The sequence below is a fragment of the Limnohabitans sp. T6-20 genome (assembly GCF_003063505.1).
GTDB lineage: Bacteria > Pseudomonadota > Gammaproteobacteria > Burkholderiales > Burkholderiaceae_C > Limnohabitans_A.
This window is the reverse complement of the sequence record NZ_NERW01000001.1, coordinates 29,384-42,917: the sequence shown is the minus strand read 5'-3', so window position 1 is coordinate 42,917 and position 13,534 is coordinate 29,384. Positions and strand designations below refer to the sequence as shown.

The window sequence follows — 13,534 nt, the reverse complement described above, 5'->3', positions numbered from 1 at the left end:
CTATATTAGTTTCCATCGATATCCCCGATGATTTGTATCAAGCGGTATCAGGGCTTTTGTCATGAGACCCAGTTTGATTGCAACAAATTTAAAGGAGATACACATGCGCAAATCGTGGACCTGGGTGAAGTGGGCCGTATTGGCGAGTTCGGTTTGGCTGACTGGCTGCGGCACCATCAGCACGTTAGGCAAGCTTGAATCGGGTGCTGGCGCAGAAGCCAGTCGCATGTGGGATCGCTGGGTTGATGGCAATGGCGACATCGCTGTGGCTACCACTTGGGAACGCAAAGTCAAATCTGGTGTTACAGCTAATGACATTGAGCAAGTACTCAAGCAGGTTGCAAGTGAACGCAACATGAAAGACGTGGGTACCTTGCCTTTGTCCAAAGAGCTTGAGGCCCGTACCGGTCAAAAGCAAAAATTGCTGACGGTGTATTCGTTCTGCACCCCAACAACGGCGCGACGCATGGTTGACTTCAGTCCTCACATGGCCGCCTATTTGCCGTGCCGGATTTCTGTGGTTGAAAAAGATGATGGTTTGTGGCTTTACACCCTCAATATGGACATGATGGTCAAGATGGGGCGCAAGCTGCCTTCTCCTTTGAAAGAAGAAGCTCAGGCAGTTCGCGACACCATTTGGGAAATGATGGAGCGCGGCTCCAAAGGCGAATTCTGATCATCTGAAACAACGAGGAGACAAGCATGAAGAAAATCAACACTTTGCGTGCCACCGTGGTGGCGGCTGTTTTGGCCACGGGCTCTGCAGCTTGGGCGACCGATGGATATTTCCCGCATGGCTACGGCATGCAGTCATTGGGTATGGGAGGAGCTTCCGTGGCCGTGACCGGCAATGCCTTTGCAGGGGCCAATAACCCGGCGTTGGCGGCATTTGCCGGCAATCGTTATGAACTGGGTGCAAATCTGTTTATGCCTAAACGGGGGGCTACGCGTACCGGTGGTTCGGGAATGACGGCAGGGATGAATGGTGGCGTTGAGAGTGGTAGCAGTACATTCATCGTCCCTGAATTCGGCTACAACCGACAGATCGGGTCGGACATGGCTGTAGGATTATCGGTTTACGGCAATGGCGGCATGAATACAGATTACGGCGCAACCGGCTTTGATTGCACAGGTGCAGGTCCGCGAAATAACATGCTATGCGGCAACACAAAGCTGGGTGTCAACTTGATGCAATTGATTGTGGCACCCACCTTCGCGTACAAGCTTTCCGAGACCAGTGCCATTGGCGTGTCCCCCTTGTTGGTTTACCAGCAGTTCAAGGCTTCGGGTTTGCAAGCATTTGCTGGTAACCCGCAATGGACGGGCCAGAATACATATGCAACCAACACCACTGACAACGGTAACGATTCCAGCAAGGGTTGGGGTGTCCGTCTTGGCTACACAACTGCCGTGAATGATGCCGTTCGCTTGGGTGTTTCGTATTCGCCCAAAATTAACATGGGTCGTTTCAAGAAGTATTCGCAGCTGTTCGCAGAGGGTGGCGATTTCGACATACCAGAAAACTATGCGATGGGCGTCACCATTCAAGCCTCACCTGCGGTTCTGTTGGCATTGGATTACCAACGCATTAACTACAGTGATGTCAAAGCGATTGGCAATCAGATGATGCAAGGTGGACCATTGGGCGCTGACAATGGTCCTGGCTTTGGATGGTCTGACCTGAACGTCTTCAAGTTGGGGGTGGAATGGAAGCAAAGCCAAAACTTGACCTTGCGTGCAGGCTACAACCACACCAACAACCCCATTAGCGGTGCGAACGTGACGTTCAACATCATTGCCCCTGGGGTCATCACCGACCACTACACTTTGGGTGCGACGTACAAGTTGGATGACAAATCCGACCTGACTTTTGCGTACATGTATGCCCCTAAAAATACGGTGACCGGTACATCGGCACTGTCTGGCACGCCTGAGACCATTCGTATGTCCCAGCAATCTCTGGGTATCCAGTACGGCTGGAAGTTCTGAGCGAAGACCGAGTGCGTGTTCCTGATCAGGGTTTGTCCTGATCAGGATTTGTTTCCCGTGTAATCCCTGATTCAGATTCATCATTTATCGTATATATTCGCGCATTCGAATATAAGAACCTAATAGCAAGCAGTGCATGAGCGATGAGATCGATCAGGTTTTTGACAAAGCGGCTGAGTTATTTGCCGTGCTGTCCACGCCTATCCGTCTGCGCATCATCAGCCAGTTGTGCCAGGGCGAAAAGAATGTTGGGCAATTGCTCGAGAGCATCGGTGTGGCGCAACCCAATATGTCCCAGCATCTGAACATCATGTACAGATCGGGTGTTTTGGGTAAACGTCGCCAAGGTGCTCAAATGTTTTATCGGATTGCAGACGAAACAGCTGTGGTGGTATGTCGTGCAGTGTGCACACAAGTTGCCATTGAAGCGGACGTGAATTGACAACTCAAAACGAGGAGTTTGTGTGAAAGAAGACAGCATCAACTCGGGAAGGGTGCAAAAAGCACCGGAAAACTTCCTGACCCAAAGTGGCATCAAGGAGGTCTTTGCCGAAGGCAAAAAAGGCCGCCGCGATTTCATTCGCAACGCATTTGCAGCCGCTGCTGCGGGTGCCGCAGCGCCCATGGCGATGGCTCAGGGCAACCCAGTGCCTACCGAGGGTGGTGACCCCAACATCCTGAACCTGCCTGAGCACGCGACCAATCTGGGCCAGGGCGTGGCAGTCGAAGGTTACGGCAAACCCTCTAAATTCGAAGCCAACTTGCAGCGTCGTCAAAGTCCGGGTCTGACACAAACAACCCAGGCCTCAGTGTCGTTCGCACCCTTGCAGTCTTTGTTTGGTATCGTGACGCCCAGCGGTTTGCACTTCGAGCGTCACCACCAAGGCTGGTGGGACATCGACCCATCCAAGCACCGTTTCATGATCAACGGCATGGTCAAAAAGAACATGGTTTTCACCATGGACGAGATCATGCGTTTGCCATCGGTGTCGCGCTTTCACTTTATTGAGTGCGGGGCCAATACAGCGGTCGATTGGGGCAACGTGGCTGTGCCCACGGTGCAATACACCCACGGCATGTTGTCGTGCAGCGAGTTCACAGGCGTGCCCTTGATCACCTTGCTCGAGTTGGCGGGTGCTGACTTGAAAAACGGCAAGTTTGTGCTGGCCGAAGGCGGTGACGGTTCGTCCATGACACGCACCATCCCCATGAGCCTGATCACTTCCGGTGAAGTCATCGTGGCCTATGGTCAAAACGGTGAAATGCTGCGGCCTGAAAACGGCTACCCCTTGCGTTTGGTGGTGCCAGGTGTTCAAGGGGTGAGCTGGGTCAAGTACTTGCGCCGCGTTGAAGTGGGTGACAAGCCCTATGCAGCTAAAGACGAAGCGATTCACTACATCGATTTGCAGCCCGGTGGCTTGCACCGTCAGTACACCAACATCCAGGAAGTCAAGAGCGTGGTGACCACGCCCTCTGGCGGTCAGGTTTTGCTGGACAAGGGTTTTTACAACATAACGGGCCTGGCTTGGTCGGGCAAGGGCAAGATTAAGCGTGTGGATGTTTCCACCGATGGCGGCCGCAACTGGCGTCAAGCGCGTCTGGAAACGCCTGTGCTGTCTAAGGCGTTGTCACGTTTTAACCTTGACTGGGTCTGGGATGGCAAGCCCGCCATCATCCAAAGTCGTGCCCAAGACGAAACTGGTCATGTGCAGCCCACATACCAACAACTGCGTGGTGTCCGTGGCACGCGTTCGATTTATCACAACAACGCCATCCAGTCCTGGTTGGTTCAGGAAAACGGTGAGGTGAAAAATGTCCAGGTTTCGTAATGCCGTTTTGACTGCCGCATTGCTGGCGGTGGCGGGTTTGGCTTCGGCTCAAGCTTCCAAATATCCGGGTGTGGGCCGTGATGCCACGCCCAAAGAAGTGGCCAAGTGGGATATCGACGTGCGTCCTGACTTCAAAGGCTTGCCTGCTGGTTCCGGGACTGTGGCCAAAGGTCAAGATGTTTGGGAAGGCAAATGCGCACACTGCCACGGCGTGTTCGGTGAGTCTGGTGAAGTCTTCAGCCCCTTGATTGGCGGCACCACAGCCGAAGACGTCAAGAATGGCCGAGTTGCCAACTTGAACCGTTCAGACTATCCGGGCCGCACCACCATCATGAAGGTGGCGACGGTCTCGACCTTGTGGGACTACATCAACCGCGCCATGCCATGGACTGCTCCGAAGTCATTGACGACTGAAGAGGTTTACTCGGTCACAGCCTTCTTACTGAATCTGGCCAACGTGGTGCCTGAAAACTTCACACTGTCCGATAAAAACATCGCTGAAGTTCAAGCCCGCATGCCCAACCGCAATGGCATGACGACTAAGCACGCCATGTGGCCCGGTAATGAGTTTGGTGGTGTCAAGAAGCCTGATACCGACAACAAGCTGTGCATGAAAGACTGCACACCCGAAGCCAAAGTGGCGTCTTTCTTGCCTGACTTTGCCCGCAATGCCCATGGCAACCTGGCTGAGCAAAACCGGCTGGTGGGTCAGCAGCACGGTGTAGACACCACCAAGCCAGAAGCCAAGGCTGGTATGCCCGTGGTCGCTGCGCCTGCTGCGGCAGCCCCGGCCAAACCAGACAATGCTGAGGCCAAAGCCGCCATTACATTGCTCAACAAATACAGCTGCACGGCTTGCCATGGTGTGGACAAGAAAGTGGTTGGCCCTGGCTTCAACGAGATTGCTAAAAAGCACTCAGGTAAGGTGGATTATTTGGTGGGCAAGATCAAGGCCGGCGGTTCGGGTGTTTGGGGTCCGATCCCCATGCCACCCCAGACGCTGCCTGACGCAGACGCCAAGAAAATTGCCGAATGGATTTCAAAAGGGGCCAGCAAGTAATTCGGGTTTCATCCGTTGTACTGCTGAACCAATTTCACTAGCATCATTCAACTTCAAGGAGATATCAGATGCAAACTCGTCGCGAGACACTCAAGCAGAGCGCTGTGGTCGCAGGCTTGCTGGCTACGGCTGGCTTCCCTCAATTCGCCCAAGCTGCTTTCAACAAAGCTGGTTTTGACGCCAAATCTGTGCAAGATGCGGCCAAGGCTTTTGGCGCAGCCAACATGGCAGAAAGCAAGGACGTGACCATCACCGGTCCGGACATTGCTGAAAACGGTGCCGTGGTGCCTTTGGGTGCCAGCACTTCTTTGGCTGGTGTGAAGCAATTGCTGATCCTGGTTGAAAAGAACCCTGCAGCGCTGGTGGCCATGTTCCACGTGAGCGATGCTGTTGAAGCCAACTTTGCGACCCGCGCCAAAATGGGCCAGTCGTCTGACGTTTACGCTGTGGCCATCATGGCTGACGGCAAGGCTTTCTTCGCCAAGAAAGAAGTCAAAGTCACTTTGGGTGGTTGCGGCGGTTAATCGCCCGATTGCTTTTCAACCAAATCATTGAAAGATCAGGAGAAAAAAATGGCAGATCCAATGCGCATTCGTGCCCAAGCCTCCGGCGACAAAGCCACTGTTCGCGTGCTCATGAGCCACGAGATGGAATCCGGTCAGCGCAAAGACGCTGCTGGCAAATTGGTGCCCGCTTGGTACATCCAGGAAGTCACCGCCTCTTTGAACGGCAAACAAGTGCTGGCCGCCGAATGGGGCCCTGCTGTGTCCAAAAACCCCTTCATGCAATTCGCCATCAAGGGTGCCAAGGCAGGTGACAAAGTCGCTGTGACTTGGAAAGACAACAAGGGTGAAACCCGTACCGACGAAGCCACCGTTTCCTGATAACGTGGATGAGTCCAAAAGGGTGAAGGACATGACTTCACCCTTTTTTCGTTTTGAGAATTCGCAAGAGGTGACGCATGAAATACGCGACCACAATGACCTTGGCCTCCCTGATGGCCTTGTCTGTTGTTCCTGCCATGGCGCAAAAGACCGCCAGCCAAGGCATCGATGAATACCGTGCCATGCTGCAAGATGGCAACCCCTCGGAGCTGTTTGAAGCCAAAGGGGAGGGTTTGTGGACGCAAAAACGCGGTCCCAAAAATGCCAGTCTGGAAAAGTGTGATTTGGGCAAAGGCCCGGGTGTGGTCAAGGGCGTCTTCGTCGAGCTACCCCGTTACTTTGCTGACACACAACGCGTGCAGGATCTGGAAACCCGCTTGGTCACTTGCATGGAAACGTTGCAAGGCTTCAACGCAGCAGAAATCTACAAGACACCGTTTGGCAAAGGTGAGCAAAACAATGTGACGGCATTGGCTACCTGGATTGCGGCAGAGTCTAAAGGCATGCGTTTCAACTTGTCGCAAGCGCACGCTCAAGAAAAGACTTTCTACGAAGTGGGTAAGCGTTTGTTCTTCCAGCGCGGCGGTCCACACGACTTTTCTTGTGCTTCATGCCACGGCGAAGAGGGCAAGCGCATCCGTTTGCAAGACTTGCCCATGCTGACCAAGAACCCGGGTGACGGCGTTGGTTTTGCCGCGTGGCCTGCATACCGTGTGTCCAACGGCCAAATGTGGGGCATGCAATTGCGCCTCAACGACTGCTACCGCCAGCAGCGCTTTCCTTATCCGGGCTTTGGCAGCGATGCCACACTGGCCTTGGCCACCTATTTGGGTGTCAATTCCAAAGGTGCTGCATCGGTTGCACCGGCCATCAAGCGCTAAAGAAAGAAGGTGACCACCATGAAAAAGAACATCCAATTTGTGTGGACTGGTATTGCCGCAGCTTTGCTGATGGTCGGTTGTGCATCTGGCCCCTCGGTGGCCGAACTCAATGAACTGACCAGCAAAATCGTCAAGGCCTCTTTTCGCGATGAGGGCTTTGTCAAAGTCGATCGCGTACTGAACGTCGATGAAACCAATCGCGCATGCAGCGAGGCCGATGTGGCCGGCAAGCCCTTGGACGAAAAGACGTCAAAGGCCATTGAAGAAATGAATTTGAAAGCCATTCAATGGCCTTCGGACGGCAAATTCATTGGCGATTGGAAGCAAGGCGAAGTCATTGCACAAAGCGGACGCGGTTTGACCTGGACAGACAAAGCGGGCGATGTGAATGGCGGCAATTGCTACAACTGCCACCAGATCAGCAAAGAAGAAATCTCTTACGGCACGATTGGACCGAGCCTCTACAACTACGGCAAGATCCGTGGCGTGACCGACCCCAACAGTCCGGCCAGCAAAGCCATCGTGGAATACACCTGGGGCAAGATCTGGAACTCTAAGGCGTACAACGCCTGCTCCAACATGCCTCGTGCGGGCCATATGGGCATCTTGAACGAAACACAAGTGCGCCACATTGTGGGCCTGTTGCTCGACCCTAAATCGCCTGTCAACCAATGACATTTTGAAAACCCGGCCTGACCGGGTTTTTTTGCTTCCAATACATCAGTGATTGCAAATATGAATCTGACCAAACGTGAATTTATCCAAGTGATGGGCGCCGGCACCATGGCCGGCATGAGCATGGGCCAATTTTCAGAAGCCGGTGCTGCTACTGCAGCCAATGGCTTGTATGACATCCCCAAATTTGGCAATGTGTCCTTCCTGCACATGACCGATTGCCATGCGCAGCTCAAGCCCATTTATTTCCGCGAGCCCAGCATCAACATGGGCATTGGCTCCATGCAAGGCAATCTGCCGCATCTGGTCGGTGAGCATTTGCTCAAAGTGGCCAAAATCCGTCCTGGTTCAGCCGAGGCGCACGCGCTGACTTATTTGGACTACGAAAAAGCAGCCAACCGTTACGGCAAAGTGGGCGGTTTCGCGCACCTGGCCACGCTGGTCAAACGCATGAAAGCCAGCCGCCCAGGCGCATTGCTGCTGGACGGTGGTGACACTTGGCAAGGCTCGGGCACCTGCTTGTGGACCAATGGGCAAGACATGGTCGACGCCTGCAAGTTGCTGGGTGTGGATGTCATGACCGGTCACTGGGAGTTCACCCTGGGCATGGAGCGTGTGAAGGAAATCGTTGAGAAAGACTTTGCAGGCAAGGTGGATTTTGTCGCGCAAAACGTCAAGACAAACGACTTCGGCGACCCCGTGTTCAAGCCCTATGTGATCCGCGAGATCAACGGTGTGCCTTGCGCCATCATTGGTCAGGCGTTCCCCTACACCCCGATTGCCAACCCCCGTTACATGGTGGCTGACTGGGCCTTTGGCATCCAGGACGACAACATGCAAAAGATGGTGGACGAAGCCCGCGGCAAAGGTGCGCAGGTGGTGGTCGTCATCAGCCACAATGGCATGGATGTGGACTTGAAAATGGCCAGTCGCGTCAGCGGCATCGACGCCATCATGGGCGGTCACACACACGACGGCATGCCCGTGGCCACCCTGGTGTCCAACAAGAGCGGCAAAACCATCGTCACCAACGCTGGCTCCAACGGCAAGTTCCTGGGCGTGCTGGACTTCGATGTCAAAGACAAGAAGGTCAGTGATTTCCGCTACAAGCTGCTGCCCGTGTTCTCGAACATGCTGCCCGCAGACAAAGAGATGGATGCCCTGATCACGAAGATCCGTGCGCCCTACGAAGCCAAACTCTCAGAAAAACTGGGCATCTCGGAAGGCTTGCTCTACCGCCGTGGCAACTTCAACGGCACGGGCGACCAGTTGCTGGTCGATGCTTTGCTGGATGTGCAAGGTGCAGAGATCGCGTTTTCGCCAGGTTTCCGCTGGGGTACTTCGCTCTTGCCGGGCCAGGCCATCACACGCGAGTGGTTGCTCGACATGACGGCCACCACTTACTCGTATGCCACCGTGACCGAGATGACGGGCGAGACCATCAAGACCGTGCTCGAAGACGTGTGTGACAACCTGTTCAACCCCGACCCGTACTACCAGCAAGGTGGCGACATGGTGCGCGTGGGCGGATTGAGCTACAGCTGCAATCCTTTGGGAACGATGGGCACACGCATCGGCGACATGCGCCTCAATGGGCAGCTGATTGAGGCCGGTAAAAAATACAAGGTGGCCGGTTGGGCGCCTGTGGCCGAAGAGGCCCGCAACCAGGGCAACAAGCAAGTGTGGGAAGTGGTTGAGACCTGGCTCAAGACGCAGCCTGGCGGCCGCATCAAGCCCCGCAAGCTCAATGCCCCCAAGATCACGGGTGGCTTGCCCAATCAGGGCTACGTGGGCTGAGCTTCAATCATGAGAGCACAAGGCTGATCTGCAACCGGTTTGCAGATCAGCGTGTGCACGAAAGGTGACAACGCATGAAACGACGACATTTGTTGACAGCCAGTGCTGTCCTCGGCGGCGCAGCGCTCTGGCCTGAAGCCCGATTGTTGGCGCAACAAACGCAGGACTTCATCGAAGGCCCTCCGGTAGCGGACATTCCGGCCAAGCAGCTTTCAGCGCATACCTGGATGATCTTTTCACCCGATGGTTTCCCCACTGCGGAAAACCGCGGCATGATGTCCAACGTGATTTTCGTGGTGACCTCTGCCGGTGTGGTGGTGATTGACTCGGGGGCCTCATTGCAAATCGGGCAGATGGCCCTGCGCATGATCCGCAAGGTGACCGACAAGCCGGTCGTCGCGGTCTTCAACAGCCACTACCACGGTGACCATTGGCTGGGCAACCACGCTTTTGTCAAAGCCTATGGCAAGCAGTTGCCAATATACGCTCTGCAAAGCACGATCGACAAGCTCAAGGGAGCCGAAGGCAACCTCTGGCGCAGTCTCATGGAGCGCTGGACCAACCAGTCCACCTTGGGCACCGAGGTGGTCTTGCCCAACACGGCCGTCAAACATGGCCAAGTGATCCAGATTGGCGATGTGACATTCCGCATGCACCATTACAGTAATGCCCACACGCCATCTGACCTGTGTGTGGAAGTGGTGCAAGACAAGCTCACAGCTGTGGGTGACATCGCCATGGGCAATCGAATTGCCAACATGGACGAAGGCTCTTATCCGGGCACATTCAAGTACTACCAGGCCCTCATGGCGGCAACGGGTGAGCAGCTTTGGGTGCCCGGCCATGGGCAAGGCAGCAAAGATCTGCTCAAGACTTATGGCGAGTTCATGGCGGGTATCTGGGAGCCCTGCCTTCAAGCGGTCAAGGATGGCAAGTCCGAGTCCGAGGCGCGCAACATGGTGCTCAAAGACGGGCGTGTGACGTCCCGCGCCAAAACCATGCAAGGCTTTGAAGGCAACATCGGCAAATACACCAGCCTGGCTTATCTGGAAGCAGAAAAAGAAGCGTTTTGATTTTGACTAAATAAGGGGAGAGACATGGCAGATTTGAATGGCATGACGGCAGGTAATTCTTGGTCCTTGCTCTGGTTCAGAAGCCGTGACGATGTCACGCCCTACATCAATGACACCGTTGTTCGCATTCGTGCGGGCATCATGCTGGCCATCCCGATCTTCATGGCCTTTACTTTGTGGGATATCGTGTACGGCAGCCGTTGGATTGTGACGGGCGATGTGATCAAGGATACGTACGAACTCGACTTTGACAACCGCATTCTTTACATGGTTGAAGCCGTCCGTCGCACTTACGACTACACCGTGCAGACGTGGTTGCTGTTTTATGCTTTGTTTGAAATGTTGTCGGGCATGAGTGTGAGATCGGCCTATCTGTCGCCCACCATTTGGTTGTCCACATTTTTGGCACGGCGCGCACGTCCCGTCTGGAAACCCTTGGCACCTAAAAGATTTGCTTGGACCATTGGTGCTTCCATGATCAGTTTTTGTTTGGTGTTTTTTCACCCTGAAAAATTCGCCGCAGCCATCAACTTCATCTTCCGCAGCGATTTGCTGCCCACCACCGAGCAGTACTTGCCCCGCTGGTTACCGCTCGTGATGGTCTGGGTGTGCCTGGGTTTCATGTGGCTCGAGGCTGTGCTGGGCTATTGCCTGGGCTGTGAGGTCCACGCCTTGCTGGTGAAGCTGGGTGTTTTCAAAGAAGAGTGCGAGGCGTGCAACAACCTGGATTTCAGTCAGCCCCGTTGATCGCGCGAGGCTGATGTTGGCGCAATCATCGGTGCGTCTTGCAGCCTGAGTTCATGCGTGTCTGGTAATTCGTTAGGATGCGCTTGATGATTTTAAAGGGCAGGTTTCTCAATCCTGTGGGCAAAATGCCAACGGATCGAATGGAGAATGCTGCAGCCCAACGGGTCACAGGCCTTAACCATGCGGTGGCTTGCAAAAACTCTTTTTGCTGCTGGCTGTTCATCATGATTTGAACCTCTTAAGGTGTCTTCAAGACATGAAGTTGCGCCATTGACCGATGTTGTAAACCCGCTGGTAACCTTTCTTTTTCAACATCAATTTGGCCATGCCACTGCGAGTGCCGCTGGCGCAAGCCACCACCACAGGCGAAGATTTGGGCATGCTGTCCAGATGGAGGCCCAGTTCATTGAGTGGGATGTTGCGGGTGCCTGGCGCATAGCCGGATGCGAATTCAGTGACCGAACGGACATCCAAAAGGATGGCACCTTCGTTTTTGAGTTGGGGCAACAAAGCGATGACGCGCCTGGCATTCCACCACTTGTAGCCAAACCACAGGGCCAAGGCCATCATTGGCCAATAGTCTTGAATCCATTTCATAACAGTTTTCCTTGGATCAGCGTGGTGCCACCACTGGCCAGCCCTTTGCCGCCCACTGACTCATGCCCCCTTCGACGTAACGAATGTTTTGATATCCCAGCTCTTTTAGCTTTACCAGTGTTGCTTTTGACCGATTCTGCGTGTTGCAAATCAACAGAACTGGTTGTGCAGGATCTTTGGGAATCAGTGATTGTTTTTGCGGCAATTCGCTCATCGGTAGTAAGACTGCATCTTGTACAACGCCGGTTAAGTGTTCACTGCTTTCCCGGATGTCGATCAGAATCACTTTGCCGCTTTGATGTTCGGTACGAGCTTGTTCCAAGGACACTTTATCTGCATCATCGGGCGTGGAGCATGCAGCCAAGAGCGCGCAGACAAGTAAGAGTGCAATTTTCATGATCATATGAATTCCCCCTTTTTAAGATGTGCAAGGGTTCTGAGATGAATCTTGACTGGGTTTTCAATGAATGGGGATCGGACGAGCTCTATTGTAAATAAGTTGAGTCTTATATAAATTGCTTCACTGAGATCATACGTCTGCGATGTCCTCAACTTCAGATAAACCTTTGCAGATAACTCATGAAATCCTGATATATCGTTCACCTCGTCGCTGGCACCTACTGCCTCGTGTCACGGGCCTTGAGCATTGAGGGCAGTCCCATTTTTTAAGTCCTTGGTGGCTAGCATTCACCGTCTTTGTGGGGGTTAATCTGTTGCAAAGCGCTCGAGCTTGTCAAACAGCCTCTAACAAGGCTTGGCGCACTGGCCGAATGCCGGTTCATGGGTTAGAGTCAAAACATGAACCGAAGAGATGTTTTAGCCCGAATGACGGCCAGCGCGGGTGTGGGGCTTGCCACCCTGATGGGTCTGCCTGCCTTGGCGCAGCGCCCCAAATTGTCCCGCTTGGTGATCGTCGGGGGTGCCGAGGACCGCTTGCAGGACCGCATCATCTTGCGCAAGTACGTCGATTATTGCGGTGGCAGCGCCGCCAAAATCCGCATCATCACCGCAGCCAGCGGGGACCCGGAAGGCGTCTGGCAAAGTTACCGCAATGTCTTCATGGCTTTGGGGGTGGAAGACGTGCAGCGCCTGGTGCTGGATGACCGCAACAGTGCCCATTCACCCCAAGTGCAGCCGGAGATCCTGCAGGCCGATGGCATTTTCATGAGCGGGGGCGACCAGTCCAGGCTGATGGATATCTTGTGGGATACACCGGCATATCAGTCCATGCACCAGGCCTTTCACGTGAACGGTTGTTGCATTGGGGGCACCAGCGCAGGTGCTGCGGTCATGTCGCGCCACATGATCGCCCAAGGGCCTGCCGTGCTGCGACCGAGCAAAGAAGCGGTGGACACCGACATCGGCTTGGGCTTTTTGTCTCAGGCGGTGGTCGATCAGCATTTTTCGGAGCGCAGACGTCTGGCGCGTTTGCTCTCAACCTTGGCGATGCGCCCTGACTTGTTGGGCGTGGGCATTGACGAGGACACCGCTTTGGTGATCGAGCGGGGCGAGGCCATTGAAGTCATTGGCAAAGGCTCTGTGACGCTGGTCGATCCTTCGCAGATGCAATCGAACGTGGGCGAGCTGGGGAGTCTGGAGCAAATTGAAATGCTGGGCGTTCAGTTGCACCTTTTGCCAGCAGGACACCGTTACAGCGTGAAGTCTGTTGGCCAAACGCCGCGTGCGGCCTCGTTGCGCCAGGTCATTCAACGTTTGGTGGCGGCGGGTCCGATCCGGGCCTGATCAAAACCGCAAGCGCTTCGAGAGGGCAAAAGCCTGGTGCCCCCGACAGGAATCGAACCTGTATCACTCCCTTAGGAGGGGAGAGTTCTATCCATTGAACTACGGTGGCGGTGCGGGCATTTTACAGGTCGAAAAAGCGGTACTTCATCGTTCATTTTGTCGATCAGCGCCCGGTTGTCGTGTTCAGCTTGGTGGGTCTGACTGATAATCCAAAAATGCTCAATTCGATTCGAAAATTATTTCGCCGCACCGTTGCGTC

The 13,534-nt window shown here is 54.3% G+C and carries 15 protein-coding genes and 1 tRNA gene; 13 read left to right on the top strand and 3 right to left on the bottom strand.

Annotated features, from left to right (window positions below; translation table 11 throughout):
• The first annotated feature begins 103 nt into the window (after positions 1–103).
• From B9Z33_RS00225 to B9Z33_RS00170, 12 genes are all read left to right on the top strand, one after another.
• On the top strand, positions 104–676 hold the full coding sequence (locus tag B9Z33_RS00225) for a DUF302 domain-containing protein (RefSeq protein ID WP_108285060.1): 573 nt from the start codon (positions 104–106) through the stop codon (positions 674–676).
• A 26-nt stretch (positions 677–702) separates the two neighbouring features.
• Positions 703–1,989, top strand: coding sequence for an OmpP1/FadL family transporter (locus B9Z33_RS00220; protein ID WP_108285059.1), 1,287 nt, complete (start codon positions 703–705; stop codon positions 1,987–1,989).
• A 136-nt stretch (positions 1,990–2,125) separates the two neighbouring features.
• A complete protein-coding gene (locus tag B9Z33_RS00215) occupies positions 2,126–2,431 on the top strand; it encodes a helix-turn-helix transcriptional regulator (RefSeq protein ID WP_108285058.1) in 306 nt (101 codons plus the stop codon).
• A 22-nt stretch (positions 2,432–2,453) separates the two neighbouring features.
• Entirely contained in the window at positions 2,454–3,818 is a 1,365-nt protein-coding gene (soxC, locus tag B9Z33_RS00210; protein WP_233252675.1) for a sulfite dehydrogenase, read from the top strand.
• Complete coding sequence (locus B9Z33_RS00205) at positions 3,802–4,878, top strand: c-type cytochrome (RefSeq protein ID WP_108285057.1); 1,077 nt, start codon at positions 3,802–3,804, stop codon at positions 4,876–4,878. The genes soxC and B9Z33_RS00205 overlap by 17 nt, the downstream gene beginning before the upstream one ends.
• A gap of 68 nt (positions 4,879–4,946) precedes the next feature.
• Complete coding sequence (gene soxY, locus B9Z33_RS00200) at positions 4,947–5,402, top strand: thiosulfate oxidation carrier protein SoxY (protein ID WP_108285056.1); 456 nt, start codon at positions 4,947–4,949, stop codon at positions 5,400–5,402.
• A 48-nt stretch (positions 5,403–5,450) separates the two neighbouring features.
• On the top strand, positions 5,451–5,762 hold the full coding sequence (gene soxZ, locus B9Z33_RS00195) for a thiosulfate oxidation carrier complex protein SoxZ (RefSeq protein WP_199220253.1): 312 nt from the start codon (positions 5,451–5,453) through the stop codon (positions 5,760–5,762).
• Between the two features lie 137 nt (positions 5,763–5,899).
• The gene (gene soxA / locus B9Z33_RS00190; RefSeq protein ID WP_369916494.1) at positions 5,900–6,643 is read left to right on the top strand and encodes a sulfur oxidation c-type cytochrome SoxA; all 744 of its coding nucleotides are present in this window, start codon (positions 5,900–5,902) and stop codon (positions 6,641–6,643) included.
• An 18-nt stretch (positions 6,644–6,661) separates the two neighbouring features.
• Positions 6,662–7,318 carry a sulfur oxidation c-type cytochrome SoxX gene (soxX, locus tag B9Z33_RS00185; protein ID WP_108286037.1) on the top strand — a complete coding sequence of 219 codons (657 nt, stop codon included), beginning with the start codon at positions 6,662–6,664 and terminating at the stop codon, positions 7,316–7,318.
• Between the two features lie 60 nt (positions 7,319–7,378).
• Positions 7,379–9,115 carry a thiosulfohydrolase SoxB gene (soxB, locus tag B9Z33_RS00180; RefSeq protein WP_108285054.1) on the top strand — a complete coding sequence of 579 codons (1,737 nt, stop codon included), beginning with the start codon at positions 7,379–7,381 and terminating at the stop codon, positions 9,113–9,115.
• Positions 9,116–9,189: 74 nt separating this feature from the next.
• Complete coding sequence (locus tag B9Z33_RS00175; protein ID WP_108285053.1) at positions 9,190–10,188, top strand: MBL fold metallo-hydrolase; 999 nt, start codon at positions 9,190–9,192, stop codon at positions 10,186–10,188.
• A 24-nt stretch (positions 10,189–10,212) separates the two neighbouring features.
• Positions 10,213–10,935 (top strand): DUF4395 family protein, encoded by a 723-nt coding sequence (locus B9Z33_RS00170; protein WP_108285052.1) that lies wholly within the window; start codon positions 10,213–10,215, stop codon positions 10,933–10,935.
• A gap of 249 nt (positions 10,936–11,184) precedes the next feature.
• On the opposite strand, the gene B9Z33_RS00165 is transcribed toward B9Z33_RS00170, so the two are convergent.
• Both B9Z33_RS00165 and B9Z33_RS00160 read right to left on the bottom strand, forming a co-directional pair.
• The gene (locus tag B9Z33_RS00165; RefSeq protein ID WP_108285051.1) at positions 11,185–11,532 is read right to left on the bottom strand and encodes a rhodanese-like domain-containing protein; all 348 of its coding nucleotides are present in this window, start codon (positions 11,530–11,532) and stop codon (positions 11,185–11,187) included.
• 16 nt (positions 11,533–11,548) lie between these two features.
• Entirely contained in the window at positions 11,549–11,929 is a 381-nt protein-coding gene (locus B9Z33_RS00160; protein WP_233252674.1) for a rhodanese-like domain-containing protein, read from the bottom strand.
• A 401-nt stretch (positions 11,930–12,330) separates the two neighbouring features.
• Between B9Z33_RS00160 and B9Z33_RS00150 the strand changes: the two genes are divergently transcribed.
• Positions 12,331–13,275, top strand: coding sequence for a cyanophycinase (locus tag B9Z33_RS00150; RefSeq protein WP_108285049.1), 945 nt, complete (start codon positions 12,331–12,333; stop codon positions 13,273–13,275).
• Between the two features lie 34 nt (positions 13,276–13,309).
• On the opposite strand, the gene B9Z33_RS00145 is transcribed toward B9Z33_RS00150, so the two are convergent.
• Positions 13,310–13,384 (bottom strand) — tRNA-Arg (locus tag B9Z33_RS00145).
• Positions 13,385–13,534 lie beyond the last annotated feature (150 nt).

Excerpts from the sequence above, each read along its gene's own strand:
- B9Z33_RS00150 (WP_108285049.1), top strand. The coding sequence starts at position 12,331 with ATGAACCGAAGAGATGTTTTAGCCCGAATGACGGCCAGCGCGGGTGTG.
- B9Z33_RS00170 (WP_108285052.1), top strand. The coding sequence starts at position 10,213 with ATGGCAGATTTGAATGGCATGACGGCAGGTAATTCTTGGTCCTTGCTC.
- B9Z33_RS00205 (WP_108285057.1), top strand. The coding sequence starts at position 3,802 with ATGTCCAGGTTTCGTAATGCCGTTTTGACTGCCGCATTGCTGGCGGTG.
- soxA (WP_369916494.1), top strand. The coding sequence starts at position 5,900 with ATGGCGCAAAAGACCGCCAGCCAAGGCATCGATGAATACCGTGCCATG.
- soxY (WP_108285056.1), top strand. The coding sequence starts at position 4,947 with ATGCAAACTCGTCGCGAGACACTCAAGCAGAGCGCTGTGGTCGCAGGC.
- B9Z33_RS00225 (WP_108285060.1), top strand. The coding sequence starts at position 104 with ATGCGCAAATCGTGGACCTGGGTGAAGTGGGCCGTATTGGCGAGTTCG.
- soxB (WP_108285054.1), top strand. The coding sequence starts at position 7,379 with ATGAATCTGACCAAACGTGAATTTATCCAAGTGATGGGCGCCGGCACC.
- B9Z33_RS00215 (WP_108285058.1), top strand. The coding sequence starts at position 2,126 with ATGAGCGATGAGATCGATCAGGTTTTTGACAAAGCGGCTGAGTTATTT.
- soxZ (WP_199220253.1), top strand. The coding sequence starts at position 5,451 with ATGGCAGATCCAATGCGCATTCGTGCCCAAGCCTCCGGCGACAAAGCC.
- soxX (WP_108286037.1), top strand. The coding sequence starts at position 6,662 with ATGAAAAAGAACATCCAATTTGTGTGGACTGGTATTGCCGCAGCTTTG.
- B9Z33_RS00160 (WP_233252674.1), bottom strand. The coding sequence starts at position 11,929 with ATGAAAATTGCACTCTTACTTGTCTGCGCGCTCTTGGCTGCATGCTCC.
- B9Z33_RS00220 (WP_108285059.1), top strand. The coding sequence starts at position 703 with ATGAAGAAAATCAACACTTTGCGTGCCACCGTGGTGGCGGCTGTTTTG.
- B9Z33_RS00165 (WP_108285051.1), bottom strand. The coding sequence starts at position 11,532 with ATGAAATGGATTCAAGACTATTGGCCAATGATGGCCTTGGCCCTGTGG.
- B9Z33_RS00175 (WP_108285053.1), top strand. The coding sequence starts at position 9,190 with ATGAAACGACGACATTTGTTGACAGCCAGTGCTGTCCTCGGCGGCGCA.